Origin of the sequence: Rouxiella sp. S1S-2 (assembly GCF_009208105.1) — a bacterium.
In the GTDB taxonomy this organism is placed as follows: Bacteria; Pseudomonadota; Gammaproteobacteria; order Enterobacterales; family Enterobacteriaceae; genus Rouxiella.
This window is the reverse complement of record NZ_WFKL01000001.1, coordinates 2,590,042-2,609,296: the sequence shown is the minus strand read 5'-3', so window position 1 is coordinate 2,609,296 and position 19,255 is coordinate 2,590,042. Positions and strand designations below refer to the sequence as shown.

The 19,255-nt window shown below is 50.3% G+C and carries 15 protein-coding genes; 7 read left to right on the top strand and 8 right to left on the bottom strand.

Annotated features, from left to right (window positions below; genetic code table 11):
* The first annotated feature begins 9 nt into the window (after positions 1 to 9).
* From GA565_RS12275 to GA565_RS12265, 3 genes are read left to right on the top strand one after another with little or no spacing between them, the layout of a single operon-like run.
* Positions 10 to 1,008, top strand: a complete 999-nt coding sequence (locus tag GA565_RS12275; RefSeq protein WP_152201475.1) for a 1-aminocyclopropane-1-carboxylate deaminase/D-cysteine desulfhydrase — start codon at positions 10 to 12, stop codon at positions 1,006 to 1,008.
* 1 nt (position 1,009) lies between these two features.
* Positions 1,010 to 2,023, top strand: a complete 1,014-nt coding sequence (locus GA565_RS12270; RefSeq protein WP_152198674.1) for an ornithine cyclodeaminase family protein — start codon at positions 1,010 to 1,012, stop codon at positions 2,021 to 2,023.
* Complete coding sequence (locus tag GA565_RS12265) at positions 2,017 to 2,838, top strand: sulfurtransferase (RefSeq protein WP_152198673.1); 822 nt, start codon at positions 2,017 to 2,019, stop codon at positions 2,836 to 2,838. Before GA565_RS12270 ends, GA565_RS12265 begins: the two co-directional genes overlap by 7 nt.
* Here GA565_RS12265 and GA565_RS12260 read toward each other — a convergent pair.
* The 8 genes from GA565_RS12260 to GA565_RS12225 form a co-directional block, all read right to left on the bottom strand.
* The gene (locus GA565_RS12260) at positions 2,835 to 4,463 is read right to left on the bottom strand and encodes an ABC transporter ATP-binding protein (protein WP_152198672.1); all 1,629 of its coding nucleotides are present in this window, start codon (positions 4,461 to 4,463) and stop codon (positions 2,835 to 2,837) included. The two genes, GA565_RS12265 and GA565_RS12260, sit on opposite strands and share 4 nt — an antisense overlap.
* Positions 4,464 to 4,690: 227 nt before the next feature.
* Positions 4,691 to 5,017, bottom strand: coding sequence for a glycosyltransferase family 25 protein (locus GA565_RS12255; protein WP_152198671.1), 327 nt, complete (start codon positions 5,015 to 5,017; stop codon positions 4,691 to 4,693).
* A gap of 370 nt (positions 5,018 to 5,387) precedes the next feature.
* Positions 5,388 to 5,672 carry a hypothetical protein gene (locus GA565_RS12250; protein WP_055771852.1) on the bottom strand — a complete coding sequence of 95 codons (285 nt, stop codon included), beginning with the start codon at positions 5,670 to 5,672 and terminating at the stop codon, positions 5,388 to 5,390.
* Between the two features lie 365 nt (positions 5,673 to 6,037).
* Positions 6,038 to 7,009: a metallophosphoesterase gene (locus tag GA565_RS12245; RefSeq protein WP_152198670.1), complete on the bottom strand. Its 972-nt coding sequence runs from the start codon at positions 7,007 to 7,009 to the stop codon at positions 6,038 to 6,040.
* 14 nt (positions 7,010 to 7,023) lie between these two features.
* Positions 7,024 to 7,866, bottom strand: a complete 843-nt coding sequence (locus tag GA565_RS12240) for a carbohydrate ABC transporter permease (protein WP_193311902.1) — start codon at positions 7,864 to 7,866, stop codon at positions 7,024 to 7,026.
* Positions 7,863 to 8,774: a carbohydrate ABC transporter permease gene (locus GA565_RS12235; protein ID WP_152198669.1), complete on the bottom strand. Its 912-nt coding sequence runs from the start codon at positions 8,772 to 8,774 to the stop codon at positions 7,863 to 7,865. The genes GA565_RS12240 and GA565_RS12235 overlap by 4 nt, the downstream gene beginning before the upstream one ends.
* Before the next feature lie 12 nt (positions 8,775 to 8,786).
* The gene (locus GA565_RS12230) at positions 8,787 to 10,067 is read right to left on the bottom strand and encodes an ABC transporter substrate-binding protein (protein WP_152198668.1); all 1,281 of its coding nucleotides are present in this window, start codon (positions 10,065 to 10,067) and stop codon (positions 8,787 to 8,789) included.
* A gap of 88 nt (positions 10,068 to 10,155) precedes the next feature.
* The gene (locus tag GA565_RS12225) at positions 10,156 to 11,277 is read right to left on the bottom strand and encodes an ABC transporter ATP-binding protein (RefSeq protein ID WP_152198667.1); all 1,122 of its coding nucleotides are present in this window, start codon (positions 11,275 to 11,277) and stop codon (positions 10,156 to 10,158) included.
* Between the two features lie 211 nt (positions 11,278 to 11,488).
* Here GA565_RS12225 and GA565_RS12220 point away from each other — a divergent pair, with 211 nt between their 5' ends.
* From GA565_RS12220 to GA565_RS12205, 4 genes are all read left to right on the top strand, one after another.
* The gene (locus tag GA565_RS12220) at positions 11,489 to 13,693 is read left to right on the top strand and encodes a pentapeptide repeat-containing protein (protein ID WP_152198666.1); all 2,205 of its coding nucleotides are present in this window, start codon (positions 11,489 to 11,491) and stop codon (positions 13,691 to 13,693) included.
* A gap of 652 nt (positions 13,694 to 14,345) precedes the next feature.
* A complete protein-coding gene (locus GA565_RS12215; RefSeq protein ID WP_152198665.1) occupies positions 14,346 to 14,858 on the top strand; it encodes a PadR family transcriptional regulator in 513 nt (170 codons plus the stop codon).
* Between the two features lie 137 nt (positions 14,859 to 14,995).
* Complete coding sequence (locus GA565_RS12210; protein ID WP_152198664.1) at positions 14,996 to 16,135, top strand: efflux RND transporter periplasmic adaptor subunit; 1,140 nt, start codon at positions 14,996 to 14,998, stop codon at positions 16,133 to 16,135.
* On the top strand, positions 16,135 to 19,254 hold the full coding sequence (locus GA565_RS12205) for an efflux RND transporter permease subunit (RefSeq protein WP_152201472.1): 3,120 nt from the start codon (positions 16,135 to 16,137) through the stop codon (positions 19,252 to 19,254). The genes GA565_RS12210 and GA565_RS12205 overlap by 1 nt, the downstream gene beginning before the upstream one ends.
* Position 19,255 lies beyond the last annotated feature (1 nt).

Genomic DNA, 19,255 nt, shown 5'->3' with positions numbered 1-19,255 from the left:
GACTGAATGATGAAACAATCCAATGATTTTGAACGCGTTGCTCTGGGCTTTTTCCCTACGCCTCTAGAGCGCCTAAGCAACCTCGGCGCATCGCTGGGTATCGAACTCGATATCAAACGCGATGACTACACCGGATTCGGCGGCGGCGGCAACAAAGTGCGTAAGCTCGAGTATTTAATGGCCGACGCCTGCAATAAACAGGTCAAGGTAGTGATAACTACCGGCGGGCACCAGTCTAATCACGCGCGAATGGTGGCGGCGGCGGCGCGAAAGTTCGGCATGAAGCCGATACTGGTGCTGCGCGGTAATCCGCCGGAGGTATATCAGGGCAATCTTCTGCTCGACAAACTGTTCGGTGCCGAACTCGAATTCCTCGATCCTGACGGTTATTTTACTCAAATAGAAGGCGCCATGAACGCCCACGCTGCAGCGGCCGAAGCCCGCGGGGAAAAAGCGTTGATTATTCCGCTTGGCGGAGCCACACCGCTGGGGGCGTTAGGCTACGTTCGCGCCATTGAGGAGATGGACGCTCAGCTTAAAGCGCGCGGCCAGCAACCGCCGCAGGTGATTGTTGCGCCAACCGGCTCGGGCGGTACGTTGGCGGGACTCTACGTTGGCGCTCGCCAATACTGGCCCGAGACACAAATTGTGGGCATTAGCGTGAGCGCCAAAGCTGCGTGGTTTCAGGATAAAATTTCAAATATGGCGCAGGACTGTGCCGACCTGTTGGAGTGGCCGCAGCAGTGGGCCGCGGAGGATATCTGGATTGAGGACGGTTTTGTTGGCACCGCCTACGGCGTGCCTTCTCCCGGTGGCATTGAGGCAATTTATCGGGTTGCGCAGGCCGAAGGCGTACTGTTGGATCCGGTCTACACCGGCAAGGCAATGCACGGCTTAATCAGTCTGGTGGAACAAGGGAAAATTCAGGCCGGTGCGCGGGTAATTTTCGTGCACTGCGGCGGTTCTCCGGCGCTTTACCCGTTTGCTAAAACACTGCTGGAGCACTGATATGAACGGCGGATTTCGCTACTTGAGTCAGCAGAACGTGGCTGAGCTAGGCGGAGCAGACACGCAGGAAGCGTTTAATGATGCATGTGACGTTGTCACGCTTATGCGTCAAGGTGAAACGGAAATGCCTGCTGAAATCCACGTTACGCTGCAGGGTGAGCGAGGTAAAACCTACGCGCTGCCGGCCAAAGTTGGCGGACGTTTCAACGCCGTTGGCGTCAAGTGGACCGCACATCGCCCCGATGCAGACGATGGTTTACCGCAGTCAATGCCGTTAACATTGGTCAACCGTGCGGACAGCGGCCTGCCTCTGGGATTAGTCGAGAGCAGCGCCTTAACCGCGGCGCGCACAGCGGCAGTGTCAGCCATTGCCCTACGCTACGCCGCACCGCGAAAAGTACGCCGCGTACTGCTGCTAGGGGCCGGGGTGCAGGCCATCGCGCACCTTGAGATGCTCGGTCAACTGTTCCCAGAGCTAGAGTGCGTGAACTGGTGGCACCGACGCCCACAGCTGTTAATCAATAATACTCCGACCACTTTGCCTTGGCCGGTGCATGAGTACGCGGATTTACCCCAGGCGATTGCGCTTGAGAATGATGCAATCCTTACCTGCACCAGCGCGGCCGAGCCCTTAATTGATGCCGATGCCATCAGACCCGGCAGAATAGTGATTCAGGTCGGTTATCACGAGGTCAGTTTTGCCGCTATCAACCGCTGCAGCCGCGTAGTGGTCGACCTGTGGGGTGATTTTTGCGAATCCAGCGCCAAAAGCCTGTTTCAAATGTATCGGGCCGGGCAATTTAGCGCCGGCCGTGTTGACGCCGACCTCGGCAATCTGCTGCTTGACGGCTGGCGACCCGCAGCCGATGACAGCGTTTATTTCTCATCTTTTGGCCTCAACGTTTTCGACGTTGCTCTGGCAGCACGAGTGCTAACGCGCGCTACAGAGCGCAATGTAGGCACGCTACTGTCACTTTTTTCGGCCTCTCACTATGACCAGGATAAACCATGCTAATTGAAGCCGCTGACCTGCTAGCCCGAATGAAAGCCGGTGAGCAATTTATCACCGTTGACGTGCGCGATAAGGCGCTGTGGCAGCAGAGCACATTACCGGGGGCTTATCATCTTAACGTTTACGACTATTTTATTCCCGACAGTACAGAGTTCGGCATTCAGCAAATGGCTAATGCCTTTCACCATGCCTGGCAGCAACTCAAACTATGTGACAACGTCACTCCAGTATTTTTTGAACAACAGGTCGGAATGCGATCCCCCCGCGGGGCCTGGTTTGCGCAGTTTGCCGGGATAAAAGAAGCCTATATTCTTAACGGCGGCCTCGATGCGTGGCGCTTAGCGGGCGGGGAACTTTTGCCTGGCAATGGCTATAGCGCAACCATTGATGCCGAATTCACCGACGTTGCTTGCCGTAAAACGGGTGAAAGACTGCTGGTCGCCACGCGTGACGAAGTCATCAATGCCCAGACTAAGGGGGCTACGCTGGTCGATGCGCGGCGTCCAAGTGAATTTTACGGCGAGTTTGCCCACGACTGCTGCCCGCGCGCGGGCCGTATTCCAGGCGCTGTTTTACTTTTTTGGGAAGATGTGGTGCAAAATGGCGCGTTCGTCGATACCGCCAGCCTGCGTCAACGTGCTGAACAGGTCGGACTTTCCCCACAAGAACGACAGATTATCTACTGCCATCGCGGCGCACGTGCGGCCACGGTTTATGCGGCTCTCAAAGTAGCAGGCTACGAAAATCTGGCGATTTATGTTGGCTCCTGGCACGAGTGGGCCGAGCATAGCGAACTGCCGATGTTCAGCGGGAGTTAACTAGCCTCACGTATCCGCAGCGCCTCGGTGATGCTGGGGGCAGCGGCAAGCAATTGCTGCGTATAGGCGTGTTTAGGCGCCACCAATACCTGCTCAGTTAAGCCGCTCTCGACCACTTTCCCATGGTAAAGCACCACTACGCGATCACATACTTGTCTGACCGCCGCGAGATCGTGACTAATAAACAGCACGGTGAGGCCAAGCCGTTGGCGCAATTGGTCGAGCAGCGCCAAAACTTGTCCACGCACTGATAAATCCAGTGCAGACACTGCCTCATCCGCCACCAGCAGTTCAGGCTCAAGGGCCAGTGCTCTGGCAATGGCGATACGCTGACGCTGACCGCCGGAAAATGCACGGGGTAAACGGCCAGCGTGATGCGCTTCTAAACCTACCAGCTTCAGCAATTCTTCAACGCGCGCCGCTATTAGCGCCGGTTGACGCAGTTTGTAAACGCGCAGTGGCTCCGCTATTTGCTCGCCGATGGTAATGTTGGGATTAAGACTGGCATAAGGGTCCTGAAAAATGATCTGAGCCCGGCTGCGCATGTTTCGCCGTGCAGATTGATACGTCCGAGTCAATGAAACGCCGTCGAATTCAATATCACCGCTGTCAGTTTCAATCAGACCGATAATCGCTCGCCCAAGTGTCGTTTTTCCCGAGCCTGATTCACCGATAAGCCCAAGGATCTCGCCGCGTCGAATATCTAGCGTAGTCGGATGCAATACGGTTTGGCGTTTGGCGGCAATAAACGGCAACCGCTGAGTTTGCGGGTAACTCTTAGTAAGTTCTCGCAGGCGCACCAGCGGAAAATCTACGCTAATGGGCTGCATAACCGTTCTAGGCTCAGGTTGTGATGCGGCGATAAGCTTACGCGTGTAGGGTTCTTGCGGAGTGGTCAACAGTTGCTTCACGCTGCCCTGCTCAACAATATTCCCTTGGTGCATAACGCAGGCTCGGTCGGCATAGCGCGCAACCAGACTGAGGTCATGAGTGATGAGCAGCACGCCCAACGCCATCTCTTTTTGCAGCTCCTGCAATAGCGCAAGGATCTGTGCCTGAATAGTGACATCCAGCGCGGTAGTCGGCTCGTCGGCTATCAAAAGCGACGGCTTACAGCTGATGGCGCTAGCAATCATCACTCTTTGACGCATGCCGCCGGAGAGCTGGTGAATATACTGCTTCGCGCGGCGCTGCGGCTCGATAATGCCTACGCGGTCGAGCAGCTCAACGGCCTCTTTATGCGCCTGCTTCCAACTAATACGGTGATGTCTCACCAACACTTCAGCTATTTGCTCACCCACCTTGAGCACCGGATTCATGCTGGTCATCGGTTCCTGAAAAATCATCGCCAGATGTTTGCCGCGCATAGAAGCATCAAAATCCGTTCCAGAACTGGAAATAACCTGATTATTCAGGCTAATAACGCCATTCGTCATGCTCACACCTGTGGGCAGCAACCCTATTAAAGCCAGAGAGCTTAGCGTTTTCCCAGAGCCGGACTCCCCCACCAGCGCCACCATTTCGCCGCGATTGACGTGAAAGGAAATATCATCAACCAACGGCTGCCCGTTAGCCGTTTGGATAGCGAGGTTTTTTACGTCGAGCAGCGCCAAATGTGGGTGCATGGAATAATGCCGGGTTAAGAAACAGCCTTAAAGAATATATCGTATATTCTATACCTGCAACCGGCAGTGAGACGCTTTCTAGCCCCTTTTCGACTAACATATTCCAATGCTGCTCAAAACGTTGAGCAGTGAGTTTTTTTATTAAATTTGTTCGTCAACACTTTCTTCAATCTCTTGAATTGATAGAAGCGAATTTTTTCTGCTCACCATGCCGGTAAGCCCTTCTTTTATTTAACGTTTAATTCTATTTGCTTAACAACCTTCACCACTCGACCATCAATCCGCGCGTTGTCTTCCAGGATCAGGGCAAAGGGTAAGTCTTCGTCTATCATTCGCTGGTAACAAGCTCGATGACTTAATGCACACCCCACTCCACCTGCAGTTAATTTACAATCAGGGAAGTTGACCACCTGCTGTGCGAAGAAGACATTATTTAATGATGCGCCTTCAATAGCGTCAAATATTTCGACATCCAATTTAAGTTGATAACATTGATAGAGTATTTCCCTTCTTCTCTCGCATTGACTTAATAGGTTTATTATAAACATTTTCATACATTGCTCTTAAAAATAAATAGACATTAATAATTAAGAGTTAATTAACTTATAGCCAGGAAACCAGTTTGTGATATTCTTTAAAACTAAACATTTCAACCCGTTAAATTGATGACTTTTATGCCCTTCTTTCTCCAATGTATATAGATAGCAATAGACTTTAATGAGATCACTGATTTATTTACAATCAATTAAATAAGAGTGTAATTACCGAAAACTAACTTCACAAGAGAATGCCTTATAATTTATACACAAACAATCACAAAGTCAGAAGTATAAAATATATAACCTAGAATTGAGGACAATAAAAAAGCAACAAACCCCGCAATTGCGAGGTTTGATTTAACGTATATTAACTTACATATCAACACTACATCATAGGTTTGATGTTTTTGTGAATTAACAGGTTAGTTTTCTCATCAATCGGTATCTCTGGGCAAGCGCCACAGTAACCTATCAGATACCAATTTCCATCCGAACATTTTTCCGGGCAGACTTTGTAACGCTCGTTCTGTACGCCATAAAGCTCGGCTTTGGCCTGTGCCAGGTCGCCTGAGTTGTCTCCACGAAAGAACAGTGAAAACTGGTGATTTTCATCGACATGTTTTTGTCCATGGCGGCTTCCGCCCAGAAGCAAATAATGGTATTCAGACATTATTTCTCCTCCTCCTAGCAATTGATTGAATGTCGTTACGGCCCATTTTCACCTGATGCAAAAAAATTATTTTCAAACAAACAATCTGGGGCAATGAAAGCGCTTAAGAAGTCTCGGTCAGCGCCAATTGATGCCCTCATTAAAGTATAGGCTAGATCACAGTTGCTATGAGGTTACGCTTGATAAACGTGACGAACATCACGTACTAATTTTGTACTACTGAACGGCTACTGACGCAAGTCGCGTTGCGGGGTATCACCATAATATTTTTAAAAAAGCGTAGGTAAACGCTTATCCACTGATTTTTTACGATGCTCCGACGACGTGGTGCTGTGCCTCACACCCGACGTCAGCAGCATAGCCTGTCAGTGGGTAAATGACGCTTTTATCGGTGTTCCCACGGCATTTTCACCCTGTGCAGCGGGCAGTACGCGACTAATTTCAGGGCCGTAGCCGTTAACGGTCAGTTCACCGGCTTTGAGTTCAACCATGGCAAAAGGTAGGCGATCGGCGCCGTCCACCATACCTTTAAGGGTGATAAAGTCTGTGCCGCCCACGCGTGCATACCCACCCTCATGGTCGTGCCCGGCAAAATACGCGCGAACACCGTAGCGGCACAGCAGCTCAACGAGCTGTTCACAGTTCCACAGGTTGTGCTTATTTTCCGGCACCAGCGGATAATGCCCGAACACCAGCACGGTTTCCTGCTGCGCTTGCGCCTGATGCAGCGATTGCTCCAGCCACTGCAGCTGCTGGCTTCCCACTCCGCCGTTCCAGCTCTGCGCTTGTATAGCCCCTTCAGCAATCAAACTGTCGAGCGTAGCCTGAGCCTGCTGGCGTTCGTCGCCGTTACCATGGTTGCAGTAAAGACTGTGATCGTTACCGTCAATCACGATAAAACGATAGCCCGGCTGGCCAAATTGATAATAGCTTTTCGGCAAGCCCTGCACCGGCGTTTGCTCGGATAAATACTCGGTGATCACCTGCGCATCATGATTGCCTATTACCACGGCATGGGGGTGACGTAATGCCTCATAAACCGGCAATACGGCATCAAAGCTTTTCCAGTCGCGGTCAACCAAATCACCCAGCGTCACCACAAACTCAAGATGATGCTCGTTAAGTTCGCTAATTGCCTTTTTTAGCTTGCACAGGCTGTTGCGATAGAAACGCGGATGCGTCACGCCAGGCTCGGCGTCGGCATATTGCGGGTCGGCTATCAGCCCAAAGCGCAGTGTGGTGCTTGAATGCGGCGTTTCCGACAGCAAAGGTGCGTCATACAGCGCGCCAACCTTGCCTAAAACCTGGCGCTGCTCGGCGCTTAATGGAAGGCTCATGTTATTACTCCTGCTTAGCGAATGCCGGCGCGCATAAAGGACTGCACGAACTGTCGTTGGAACACTAAAAACAGCACCAACAGCGGCAAGGATGTCATGATGGTTGCGGCACCAATCAGTGCCCACTGCACGCCTTGTTCAGGCGCAGAAAAGAGCTGCAGACCCACGGTCAGCGGGCGTACTTTTACCGAGTCGGTAATCACCAGCGGCCAAAGGAAATCGTTCCAGTGAAAGCTAATAGACACTAGCGCAAAAGCGATATAAATCGGTTTCGCAAGGGGAATATAGATACGTCGAAGGATGTAGAAGCGGCTCGCGCCTTCAACAATCGCCGCTTCCTCCAGCACCAATGGAATACTTTTAAAGGTTTGACGCAGCAGAAAAATGGCAAAAGCTGATGCAAAGTAAGGCAGCGCAATACCTAGCAGACTGTCGCGCAGACCGAGTGCGCCAATGGTTTGATAGTTGTTAAGAATCAACACGTCAGGACTGATCATCAGCTGCAATAAAATCAGCGAAAAAATTATCCCCGCGCCCCTGAGGCGAAAGCGCACCAGTGCGTAGGCCGCCATGGTTGCAAGAATAAGCTGGCAGATAACAATCATTAATACCAGCAGCGTGGTGTTGATGAAGTAGCGGCCAAACGGCGCGGCCTCCCAGGCGTGAACAAAATTCTGCAGGGTCAGCGGTGCAAAGAGCGAAAAGCTACCCTGCTCGGAGGCGGGGTGAATGGCCACCCAGAAAGAGACCAGTATGGGCAAAAACCACAGCAGCGCGGCCAGCCAAATGCTCAGATTAAGGCACAGGCGACCCAGTGAAAAAGCGCGTTGCGGCGCAACCGTCATCGTCAGGCTCATTGGTAATGTGCTCGCTTGTCCAACAGGTTAAATTTGATTAGCGCGATTGATGCCAGAATCACCAGCAGCACCACGGTCATGGCCGAGGCATAAGGCAGATTCCAATAGCTGAACGCCGTGCGATAAATATAAAACAGCAGCAGGCTGGTACTGTTATCTGGGCCACCGTTGGTCATCGCAATCACCTGATCGACGATGCGGAAGGCGTTCATTGACGCATTAATCAGAATGAATAACGTGGTGGGCATCAGCAGCGGCCACTGAATTTTACGGAAGAAGTAGCCGCGAGAGGCCCCTTCTATTTCCGCCGCTTCGGCGAGCCTGGGGTCAATCTGCTGCAACGCCGCCAGATAAAAAATCATGAAAAATCCCGCCTCACGCCAAACTGAAACCACCATCAAACTGTAAAGCGCAGTGCCCGGCTCGCCGAGCCAGTTAACCGCAGGAAGAGAGAGAAGTGACAGCAGGTGGTTGAGTAGCCCCAGCTGCGGGGTATAAAAAAACAGCCAAAGATTGGCAATCGCTACCATGGGCAGCAACGAGGGAATGAAAAAGGCTGCACGGGTCAAGGCATTGCCTCGTAGTCGACGATTCACCGCCAATGCCATCATCAGCGCCAACCCGACGGCCAGCGGAATAGTGACCACCGCGTAAAGTAAATTATTGCGTAATGACAGCATAAAGGTGTCGTCATCAATCAGCGCACGGTAGTTATCCAGCCCGACAAACTGGGCTGGGTGTCCGCTTCTCGCCGCGCTGAACACGCTTTCCCACACCGTGGCCAACGCTGGATAATGCGTAAACATGATAAGAAAAACCAGCGCCGGCAATACCAGCAGATAACCATAGAGCTGCAAAGACAGCCCTTTGTTACGCACAACGGGTGCCACAGTGTGAAGCGTGCTCATGTTAACGTCCCGTTATTGGTAAGGTTTCAGCAGACGATCGGCCTGCTTCTGCGCTGATTCTAGCGCCTGCTCTGGCGTTTTGGTTTGTGTCACGGCCGCTTCAATGGCGTGATTCATTAACTCTTGTATCTGCACGCTGTTATAGGTTGACAGCTCCGGCTGCGAGAATTTGAGCTGCTCGCGGGCGACTAGCGCCTGTGGCACTTTCTGCACGTAGCGCTTCATGGCATCCGTTTCCCAAGCCGCGGGTGAGGTTGCGACATAGCCGGTTGCAATACTCCAGCGCGCCGCCTGCTCAGGGGCAGACACCCAGCGAATAAACTCAAGCGCGGCTTTCTGCTGCTCTGGCGTGCCATTTTTGAAAACGTAAAGGTTGCCACCGCCGGTTGGGCTGCCGCGTTGTGTTTTTTCTGGCAACATCGCCACGCCAAACGGGAACTTGGCGTTATCGTTTACCGTCGTAAGGTTGCCGGTGGTGGTGACCATCATCGCCGTTTTTCCGTCGATAAAGTCCTGCGGCGTGGTACCCCAGGCAATAGCGCCCTTAGGTGATACGCCGTCTTTCTGCGCCAAATTGGTTAGCCAGTGCAGTGCCTCAACCGTGGCCGGTGTGTTAAAGGTCACCGCGGTGCCTTTGCCGTTGTCAAGACGTGCACCGTTGGTCGCGGCAATCCCCTGGAAGTTCCAGTACCCGTTTGGCGTAGAAGGAATTTCAATGCCCCACTGCTTAACGTCATTGCCGTCGCGGATCACCAGTTTCTTGCCAAAGTCGACCACTTCCTGCCAGTTTTTCGGCGCTTCGTCGGCTTTCAGGCCGGCTTTCTCAAACGCCTGTTTGTTCCAGTAAAGCACCACCGTTGAGCGCTGGAAGGGAATGCTCCACACTTTGCCCTGAATATGGCGAATAAAGGCAGGATAAAAACCGTTAATCCAGTCCTTACCGGCCTGGTCATTGGCCAAATCACTTACCGGAACAATCGCGCCAGCATCAATCAGTGAATAAGCCTCAATATCGCCAATCACCGCCATCTGCGGCGCATTGCCCCCACGAAATGCCGTTAACGCCTTGGTCACCGTGGTGGCATAGTCACCGGTATAAACCGGTTGAATGCTAATTTCAGGGTGTATTTTTTCAAAGTCTGCCACCAGACCGTCAACCGTATGGGTTATTTTTCCCCCTACGGCAATCGGATAATACATCTGCAACTTTATCGGATCAGCGGCAAAAGCCGAGGTTGTTGATACCAATAGAAGCGCGGTGGCCACACGTGTTAAACGCATTGCAATAGACATAGTTTTCCCTTGAAATATTGATATTGTTGTGTAGTAAGCTTTATTTAAATAGATGAAAATAAAGTAAATTTAAACAATTAATTACGGATTACACGGCTACTCTTTCGTCGATTGCCAGCACGTTTTCTCCGACGTGATAGCAGCGTTTACCGTTGGCCGTTGAAAAGAAATACTGCGTAGCCTGAGCCCACTGCAACCCGACAGTACTGCCCTCGCCTAAACGGCGCATGCCGGGGATTTTTACCGTCAACGTTGCTGAGGTTTGTGCCAATCGGCACACCACCAGCGTGTCGGAACCCATATATTCATAGCTCAGGACTTCACCGGTGAGCGCGGCACTCTCAGGCGCACAAAGCTGAATGTCTTCCGCGCGCAGCCCAAGGCTCAGGGTCGATGCCCGATAGTTTTGCACTACCGGCGTACGCATATCGCCCAAGTAGTGGTGCGAGTCCTGACGAGTCAGCGGCAGAATATTCATCGGCGGTGCGCCAATAAACTGAGCGGTAAAAATACTGGCGGGATTGTTATAGAGGTTGTCCGGCGTGTCTTGCTGCTCAATGCAGCCGTCATTAAGCAAGATAATCTTGTCGGCCATGCTCATGGCTTCTGTTTGATCGTGGGTCACATAGATCATGGTCAGACCGAGCTTTTTTTGCAGCGCGCGAATTTCACGTCGCATGCTTTGACGCAGCTTAGCATCAAGGTTCGACAGCGGCTCGTCCATCAGGCACAGCTTGTTATTGGCGATAACCGCACGGCCCAGCGCCACGCGCTGCTGTTGACCGCCAGAAAGCTGGGAAGGCAAACGGTCGAGTAATGCCTCAAGCTCCATCAGTTTTGCCACCTCATCGAGGCGTGCAGCAAACTGGGTTTTATCTTCTCCCCGCGCCTTCAGCCCAAACAGCAGATTTTCACGCACGTTGAGATGAGGAAACAGCGCATAGGACTGAAACACCATCGACAGCCTGCGCTGCGAGGGAGTGAGACGAGTGACATCGTTTTGCTGTAATTGAATTGACCCTTGATCCGCATACTCAAGACCGGCAATGGTTCTAAGCATGGTTGATTTACCGCAACCGGAGGGTCCGAGCAGGGCAACAAAGTCCCCTTCCTTTACGTCAAAACTAATATTGTTGAGAGCAATTTTGCTGCCCCAACCTTTGCTGATGTTTTGCAGTGACAAATAACGTTGAGATGAATAATTGCTCATAACGGCTGCGCATCTCGCCAGTGAGTGATTTGCATAAGCTAGCGAGCGTAGATGTATTTTTTATGACCGGATCGTGACGATTAGGTGCGTGATTAGGCTGATTTCTCATAAAACGCTGATTCTAAATATATGGATGTCTAATCATTAACGGCCTAAGCCGTTGATAGAGCATCATATAGGCATAAGAGATTTCTCAGGGAGTGTATACATCATGGATCTTTTGCCAACGTCGTCATTGAACAGCGTATCAACCCCCGCACCCCGGTCCCCGTCGCCTGAAAGGCCTCCAACCGGACTCTTCGCCACTCTTCAAATTGGAATAAGGAACATATTCAGACGTCCCGTCAGCTTGGAACGCAAAATAGATACCGGACCCACATTTATTAACAATGATGATTTTCTCAATTTTTTGCGGGATGAAAAAAAATGGACTAAATGTCCAAGAACGTTCAGCGGAATAATATTTGAAAATCTCACCAGCGAGTATAAGAAAATCACCCGACCGGTGAAATTTTATGAAGATACGTTTATCGACCCTGTCTTCTATAAGTGGAAGGCGCCGAGCGGGAGTGAGATGCTAAACTGCACTTTTATGGCCACCAAGCGATCGTTGAATTGGTACGGCATAAAGATGGCGAAAATTTGTTGGGACGGGAGCAAGATTGATGGTCTTTATACCACCAGATCCCCGTTAACAGCTCATTCAATTATTTCGCCAGACCTTTCAAACAGTAAGATGAAAAATTGCACGTTCAGAAACCTTATCATTACTCACCGATGGTCAGAGAAAATTGAAGATGCAGACTTCAGTGGGTCAGCTTTCACAAACGTAAAATTTGTCGCATTACAGGGTTTAATTGACGATCTCTATAAGTTTAATAAGGTCAACTTCAACAACATCAACGCCGAGGGATTGTCATTTGAACAGGTAATTTTCAAACGGGAGGTCAGTTTTCACAATGCTAAAATCAACAACCTGACATTGATCCAATCAATCGATTTTAGCGGTGCAGATTTTGGCAACTATAAGAAAGGTGATATAACGCTCAGTAATGACATGTTTTCTTCGGACATGTTGATTGATTTCAACCTCAACAGTCTTAACAACCTTGAAACGGGTGCGTATTTCTATAACACGCTCTCCACCTTGAAAAACGACGATGTCAGAGTCGACTGGGTAGAACAGCTAGTCGGTAAATTTAACACTCTCCCTCACCTCAAAGACTGCTTACAGCATCCCTCGCTTATGCATTCGGTGCTTCTCGAACTACGTCACGGCTGTTATTCAACATCGCCAGTCATAAGACTTTTCATTTCCGGACTATTATTAAGCCTCTATAAAGATAAAATACTTCCGGCGGTGATAATAAACGATCGCTATAGTCGTCATGATGTCCTCAATAGCTTGTTGGATGTACTAACCCAGTCTAATAATCTGGCTACCGCCGAAATAATGGGCTTTCAATCTATCGCTCACCAACTTATGGCCATCTATCCCTTCATTGCCGATTTTTGGTATCAACTCTCCCCTCTAGATAAACTGATAAAGCACCTTTGTGCTGATATTTTAATGGACCCCACTGCCGAACTTTCACAACATCACCTGTTTTATAATCCCGCCACGGGCCGAGCCATTTATCTTGCAAGATCGGGTTTTGAAGCCCTTATCGACTCATGCCAGCCGCCCACGGAGTACTCGATTTTTACCTGTGATGAAAGAGGTGCAATAACGGGCTGGCCGGCAAATCAGCAGCAAACGGCGAAAACATTAGAGAGTTTTCCCGCACTCTTACAAGCCTGGTCCGCAGGCGGAAATCATCTAGTGGCGGCAATGAGGCATTTATTGTCTGTTCATGAACTACGTCAGCCTGATGATGTGAGAAGAGTAGAACAGATTGCAACACACTGGATTAACCTGCTTGGCCGTAAGGAGCAAAACAAATTAAATTTAACCTCCGCCAAAGACGTGGACCTACTCCACGCTGCGCTTGCCCCGTTTTATGAGGGTGAAAAGGCAAAACTTTCCCGGCAGGGAACCGTTGAAAAAATGCGTTCCAACCTACCGTTATTTCAAAAAATTGAAGGATTAACCGAGGCTCAGCTCAACGCAATAATGTCTTTGACGCTGGCAAAAGTACTGACTGCGCTATCGTCTTCAGCCTACTGCGGGATAGAAACCGACTCACCTCGGCCGCTGAGACTGTTGGCAGCTTTATTTATTATCGACTGCCATGAAGACTGGCCGGATTTGGTGAGAGGGCCGGATATTTGTGAATGGCTCGAAAGACTGGTCCCCCAACAACCACGAACCTTTACATGCTCTGCCTATTTGGCCGGGGTGATGGCCGACTATCGTCTGCAAATACCTGAGGCGGGGAGAATTTCTCTTCTGCTTAAGTCGTTGTATCCGTTTTAAGGGCGGTACCATCAGGATTTACTGTCATCAGGCTTAGAGGTAAGTAAAGAATAGAGGTTATCAATACCCTGCTGCATCGCCGATTGAAACAGATTAAGCGAACCGCAACAGGCTGGCGGAAGATGTGTAAAGACATCGAAAAATCAGCCTTCGACTAAACTGGTTTAATAAACCCTTACCAAAGCACAGTATTATAAGGAGATATTGTCTATTAACGTACTGCATTATCATTATTTTATTAACGCATGAAACAAAGTGTGTATTTAATGATTGATTCATCGCCTGAATGCTTTGTAAATATCTTTACGTAAAATATAATTACTGAATACTTTCGATACTTTTACACTCTAGAGAAAATATAATCCCGGCGACATTTGCTAATCTGTAAAAAACAAAAATAAATACCTTTAAAAACAATGTGATGACATGAGCAGCCAACTCTCAACATCACGTACTCATCTTCGTTTAATGGTTCCTCACAATCATCACACATTCTAAAAATACATATATTTTTCAATACAATAGGAGAAGTAAAAAACAAGGTTAACGTTAAGATATATCTTGACCGACCGCATTGTCGGGGATACCTTTGAATTGTGTTTAAACAGCGTGACAAAGAGAATGTCGTTTGAGAGAGAATAAAAATCGATAAATGAAAAAAATATACGCCATTCATGTGCCGCCTAAAAAAAATCATGCCAGGCGTGGTAAAACATTTAAGAATGAAGAACTGCTGTTGTTGGTTCTTTATTTTATAAAGATTAACCCGACGCACGGTTATGGAATAATAAAATCGATAGAAAATTATTCCATGGGTGGCTACGTACCCAGCGCAGGTGTGATCTACCCTAACCTAACCATGCTGGAGGACTTGGGGCACACCCAGATACAACACATTGGTGAGAATAGAAAAAAATTTTTCATTACGGCCTTGGGTGAGAAACATCTCGCGGAAAAAAAGTTCGATATCGAGACTATCCTGGAGAAGCTGAAGGCGCTGGTTTCGGAGAAAAACCCCGTGAGAAATCCGGAAATTTATTACGCCTTAGAAAATCTAAAAATAATTGTGAAAATTAAAATGCGTAATGAATCCATTAATAATGAGGACATTGAAAAAATCATACAGACTATTCAGGAGGCGACGCACAGAATAAATGATATCTAACGTTTTATTTTTAGCTATTTCTCCACTGCAATTAATACGCCTACATTTTGGATACCAACGGATCGGCATGAGAAATAATTTTCTCAGGGCTCTCTGTGCGCTGAAATAATTTACTCCATTAATTTTGGGATCCTGCTATGCCATTACGAATTTTATGTATTTTAACCCTCATCGGATTAAGCGGCTGTCATGACGCGAATTCGCCTGAAAATAAACCTGCCCCCGTTCAGGTTGGCATCGTCACCTTAAAAAGTCAGCCATTCACTTATACTAGCGACCTTACGGGGCGGACTACGGCAACGTTAACCTCAAGCGTATTGCCACAGGTTGGCGGTATTATTCAACGTCGCCTGTTTAAAGAAGGGGATGAGGTAAAAGCAGGCCAGCCGCTGTATCAAATTGACCCATCAAGCTTCAAGGCAACCTATGATCAGGCGGCCGCCACGCTGCAAAGTGCCAAAGCATTGGTTATTGCCGACTGCCAGCAGGCCAGACGCTATTCTATTCTGGTTAAAGAACAAGGTGTTTCACAGCAGAACGCCGACAATGCTACTGCTACTTGTGGTGAAGATAGAGCCAGTGTTGCTGAAAAAGCGGCCGCGCTGGAATCGGCCAAAATCAACCTCGACTGGACCCGCATTACCGCGCCTATTTCGGGTCGAATCGGCATTTCAACCGTGACGCCGGGTGCTCTGGTCACCGCAGACCAAACAACCGCCCTCACCACAATTACTGCGCTGGACAGCATGTACGTTGACCTCACCCGATCAAGCGTTGACCTGCTCCAATTACGTAAACGTGCACTGGCCACCAACAGCAGTACGTTAGATGTGACGCTGACGCTTGAAGACGGCTCGGTTTACCCCGATAAAGGCAAGCTGGAGCTGACCGAAGTTTCAGTTGATGAAGCCACCGGTTCAGTGACACTGCGCGCCCTCTTCCCTAACAATCAGCATATTTTATTGCCGGGTATGTTTGTACACGCCAGCGTAGATGAAGGTGTCATTGAAAACGCCATATTGGCACCGCAGCAGGCTATAACCCGTGACCCTAAAGGTAACGCCACGGCGATGGTCGTTGATGCAGATAATAAAGTCGTCGTTCGCAACGTCATAACCAGCGCCACTTCAGGGGAAAACTATCTCATTGTTAGCGGCCTGCAGGCAGGCGATCGCGTTATTGTTGAAGGGACCACTAAAGTCAGCGCCGGTGAAATTGTTAAACCAGTAGAAACCAGCTTGAGTGCGACCTCATCGACCACACAAGGAGCGGCATGATGTTTTCCAGCTTCTTTGTCCGCAGGCCCGTTTTTGCCTGGGTTATCGCACTGCTGATTATGATGGCCGGGGTCATTGCCATCAAATCAATGGCTGTAGCGCAGTATCCCGAAGTGGCACCGCCGTCGGTTAGAATTAAAGCCACCTATACCGGTGCCTCGGCGCAAACCATAGAAAACAGCGTTACGCAGGTTATCGAGCAACAGCTTACCGGACTTGATAATCTGCTTTATTTCACCTCGACCAGCAGCTCATCCGGCACAGTGCAGATAACCGTCAGCTTCAAACTCGGCACCAATCCCGATACTGCACAGGTTCAGGTTCAGGACAAACTTCAACAGGCTGAATCACGTCTGCCCGAAGAAGTTCAGGAGGCGGGGATTACGGTCACCAAGTCGCAATCCGACTTCCTGATGATCGCCGCGCTGTATGACAAAACTGACAAGGCGACCAGTAATGATATCGCTGACTGGCTGGTCAGTAACATGCAGGATCCGCTGGCGCGCGTCCCAGGCGTGGGCAGCCTCAACGTGTTTGGCAACCAATACGCTATGCGTATCTGGCTCAATCCGACCAAGTTAGCGGCATACAGCCTGATGCCTTCTGACGTCGAAACAGCCATTACGTCGCAAAACATTCAGCTTTCTGCTGGCAGCATTGGATCCGCACCGACCTCTTCAACGCAGCAGATTACCGCCACCGTTCAGGCAGAATCTCGTCTGCAAACGCCGGAACAGTTCCGCAATATCATCGTTAAGAGCGAGGCCGACGGATCGGTAGTGCGCATTGGCGATGTCGCGCGTGTTGAAATGGGCAGTCAGGACTACATTGCCTCATCACGACTCAACGGACACCCAGCCGCTGGCCTTGCCGTTCAGCTGGCCGCCGGGGCCAATGCGCTGGATACCGCCAATGCGGTGAAGGCGACCATCGATAAATATCGCAGCAGCATGCCCGCCGGTTATGACGTTGCCTATCCGAAAGACTCTACGGAGTTTATCAAATTGTCGATTCAGGACGTGGTGGAAACACTGCTGATCGCCATTGCGCTGGTGATTGCGGTGATGTACCTGTTTTTGCAAAACATTCGCGCCACGCTTATCCCCGCTCTGGCAGTACCGGTAGTGCTACTGGGCACCTTTGGAATACTTTCTGCGTTCGGTTACACCATCAATACTTTGACGCTGTTCGCCATGGTGCTCGCCATTGGGCTTTTGGTGGACGACGCTATTGTGGTGGTTGAAAACGTCGAGCGAATAATGACTGAGGAAGGACTCAAGCCGCGCGCCGCCACTGAAAAGTCGATGAAAGAGATCTCCGGCGCCCTGGTGGCCATTGCCGTGGTGCTCTCGGCGGTATTCCTGCCGATGGCCTTCTTTGGTGGCTCAACCGGCGTTATTTATCGCCAATTTTCCGTGACCCTCATTTCTGCCATGGCGCTGTCTGTGGTGGTAGCGTTGACTCTCACGCCGGCACTGTGCGGAACCCTACTGCGCCAAAGTAAACCGCATAACAAAGGGTTTTTTGGCGGTTTCAATCGACTCTATTCCAGCACTGAACATCGCTACAAACACGGCGTATTAAAAGGCCTACGCCGCCCAACCGTGATGATGGGAATTTATGCCTTACTGGCGGCTGGTATGGGCTTTCTGGTCATGCATCTGCCAACCAGTTTCCTGCCCAATGAGGATCAGGGGCAGGTGATGGTGCAATTCACCCTGCCCGCAGGGGCGTCGGTTAATCGTACCAATCAGGTGAATACCGAGGTGACCAACTGGTTCCTGAACCAGGAAAAAGCCAATACCGACGTGGTATTTTCAATTACCGGTTTTAACTTTAATGGCAACGGTGACAACGTCGGCATGGCGTTCGTGGCGCTCAAAGACTGGGACCAGCGCTCGGGTGCGGCCAATACCGCGCAGGCAATAGTCGAAAGAGCTAACCGAGATCTGTCTAAAATTAGCGATGCCAAGGTGATCGCGATGACGCCGCCTGCGGTTTCAGGTATGGGGCAAAGCAACGGCTTTACCTTTGAGCTGATGTCTTCCGGCGGCACCAGTCATGATGAATTGCTTAAGATGCGCAACCAGCTGATCGCCGAGGCCAATAAAAGCCCCGAGCTTCAGTCGGTGCGTGCCGCAGACTTGCCGGAGACCCCGCAGCTTCAGGTGGACATCGATAATAACAAAGCCGTAGCGCTGGGCCTTGATCTCAGCGACGTCACGGCAACGCTGAGCAGTGCCTGGGGCGGCACCTACGTTGATGATTTTATTGACCGCGGTCGTGTGAAAGAAGTGTATATCGAGGGAGACAGCCCGTTCCGGTCCCAGCCGAGTGACCTTGACAAATGGTTTGTTCGTGGCACCAACAGCAGCGGAGATACCACCATGACACCGTTCTCTGCCTTTGCCACCACCCACTGGAGCTATGGCCCGCAGTCACTGGCGCGCTATAACGGCGTGACCGCGTTTGAAATAGACGGAGAAAATACCGACGGCTACAGCTCAGGTGCAGCAATGGACAAAATGGCAGAGCTGGCGTCTAAATTACCGAAAGGTTCGACCTTTGCCTGGAGCGGTTTATCGCTGCAGGAGCAGCTTGCCAGCGGTCAAACTGGAGTGCTGTATGCCATTTCAATCCTGGTGGTGTTCCTCTGTCTGGCAGCGCTGTATGAGAGTTGGTCGGTGCCCTTCTCGGTTATTTTGGTTATCCCGCTAGGTATTTTGGGGGCCTCGCTCGCCGCGTCACTGCGTGGATTAAATAACGATATTTACTTCCAGGTAGCACTGCTGACCACTATCGGGCTGTCGTCGAAAAACGCCATCCTGATCGTTGAATTTGCTGAAGCGGCGGTCAAGCAGGGAATGAGCCTGTCGGCAGCGGCAATCTCGGCGGCAAAAACGCGTCTTCGCCCCATCCTGATGACCTCGATTGCGTTTATCGCGGGCGTCATGCCGCTGGCCCTTTCTACGGGTGCCGGGGCAAATAGTCGAATCGCGATAGGTACCGGCATTATTGGTGGCACATTAACCGCGACGCTGCTGGCTATTTTCTTTGTGCCCCTTTTCTTTGTGCTGGTGAAACACGTCTTCACTCGCTCTACTGTGAACGAGGAGTAAC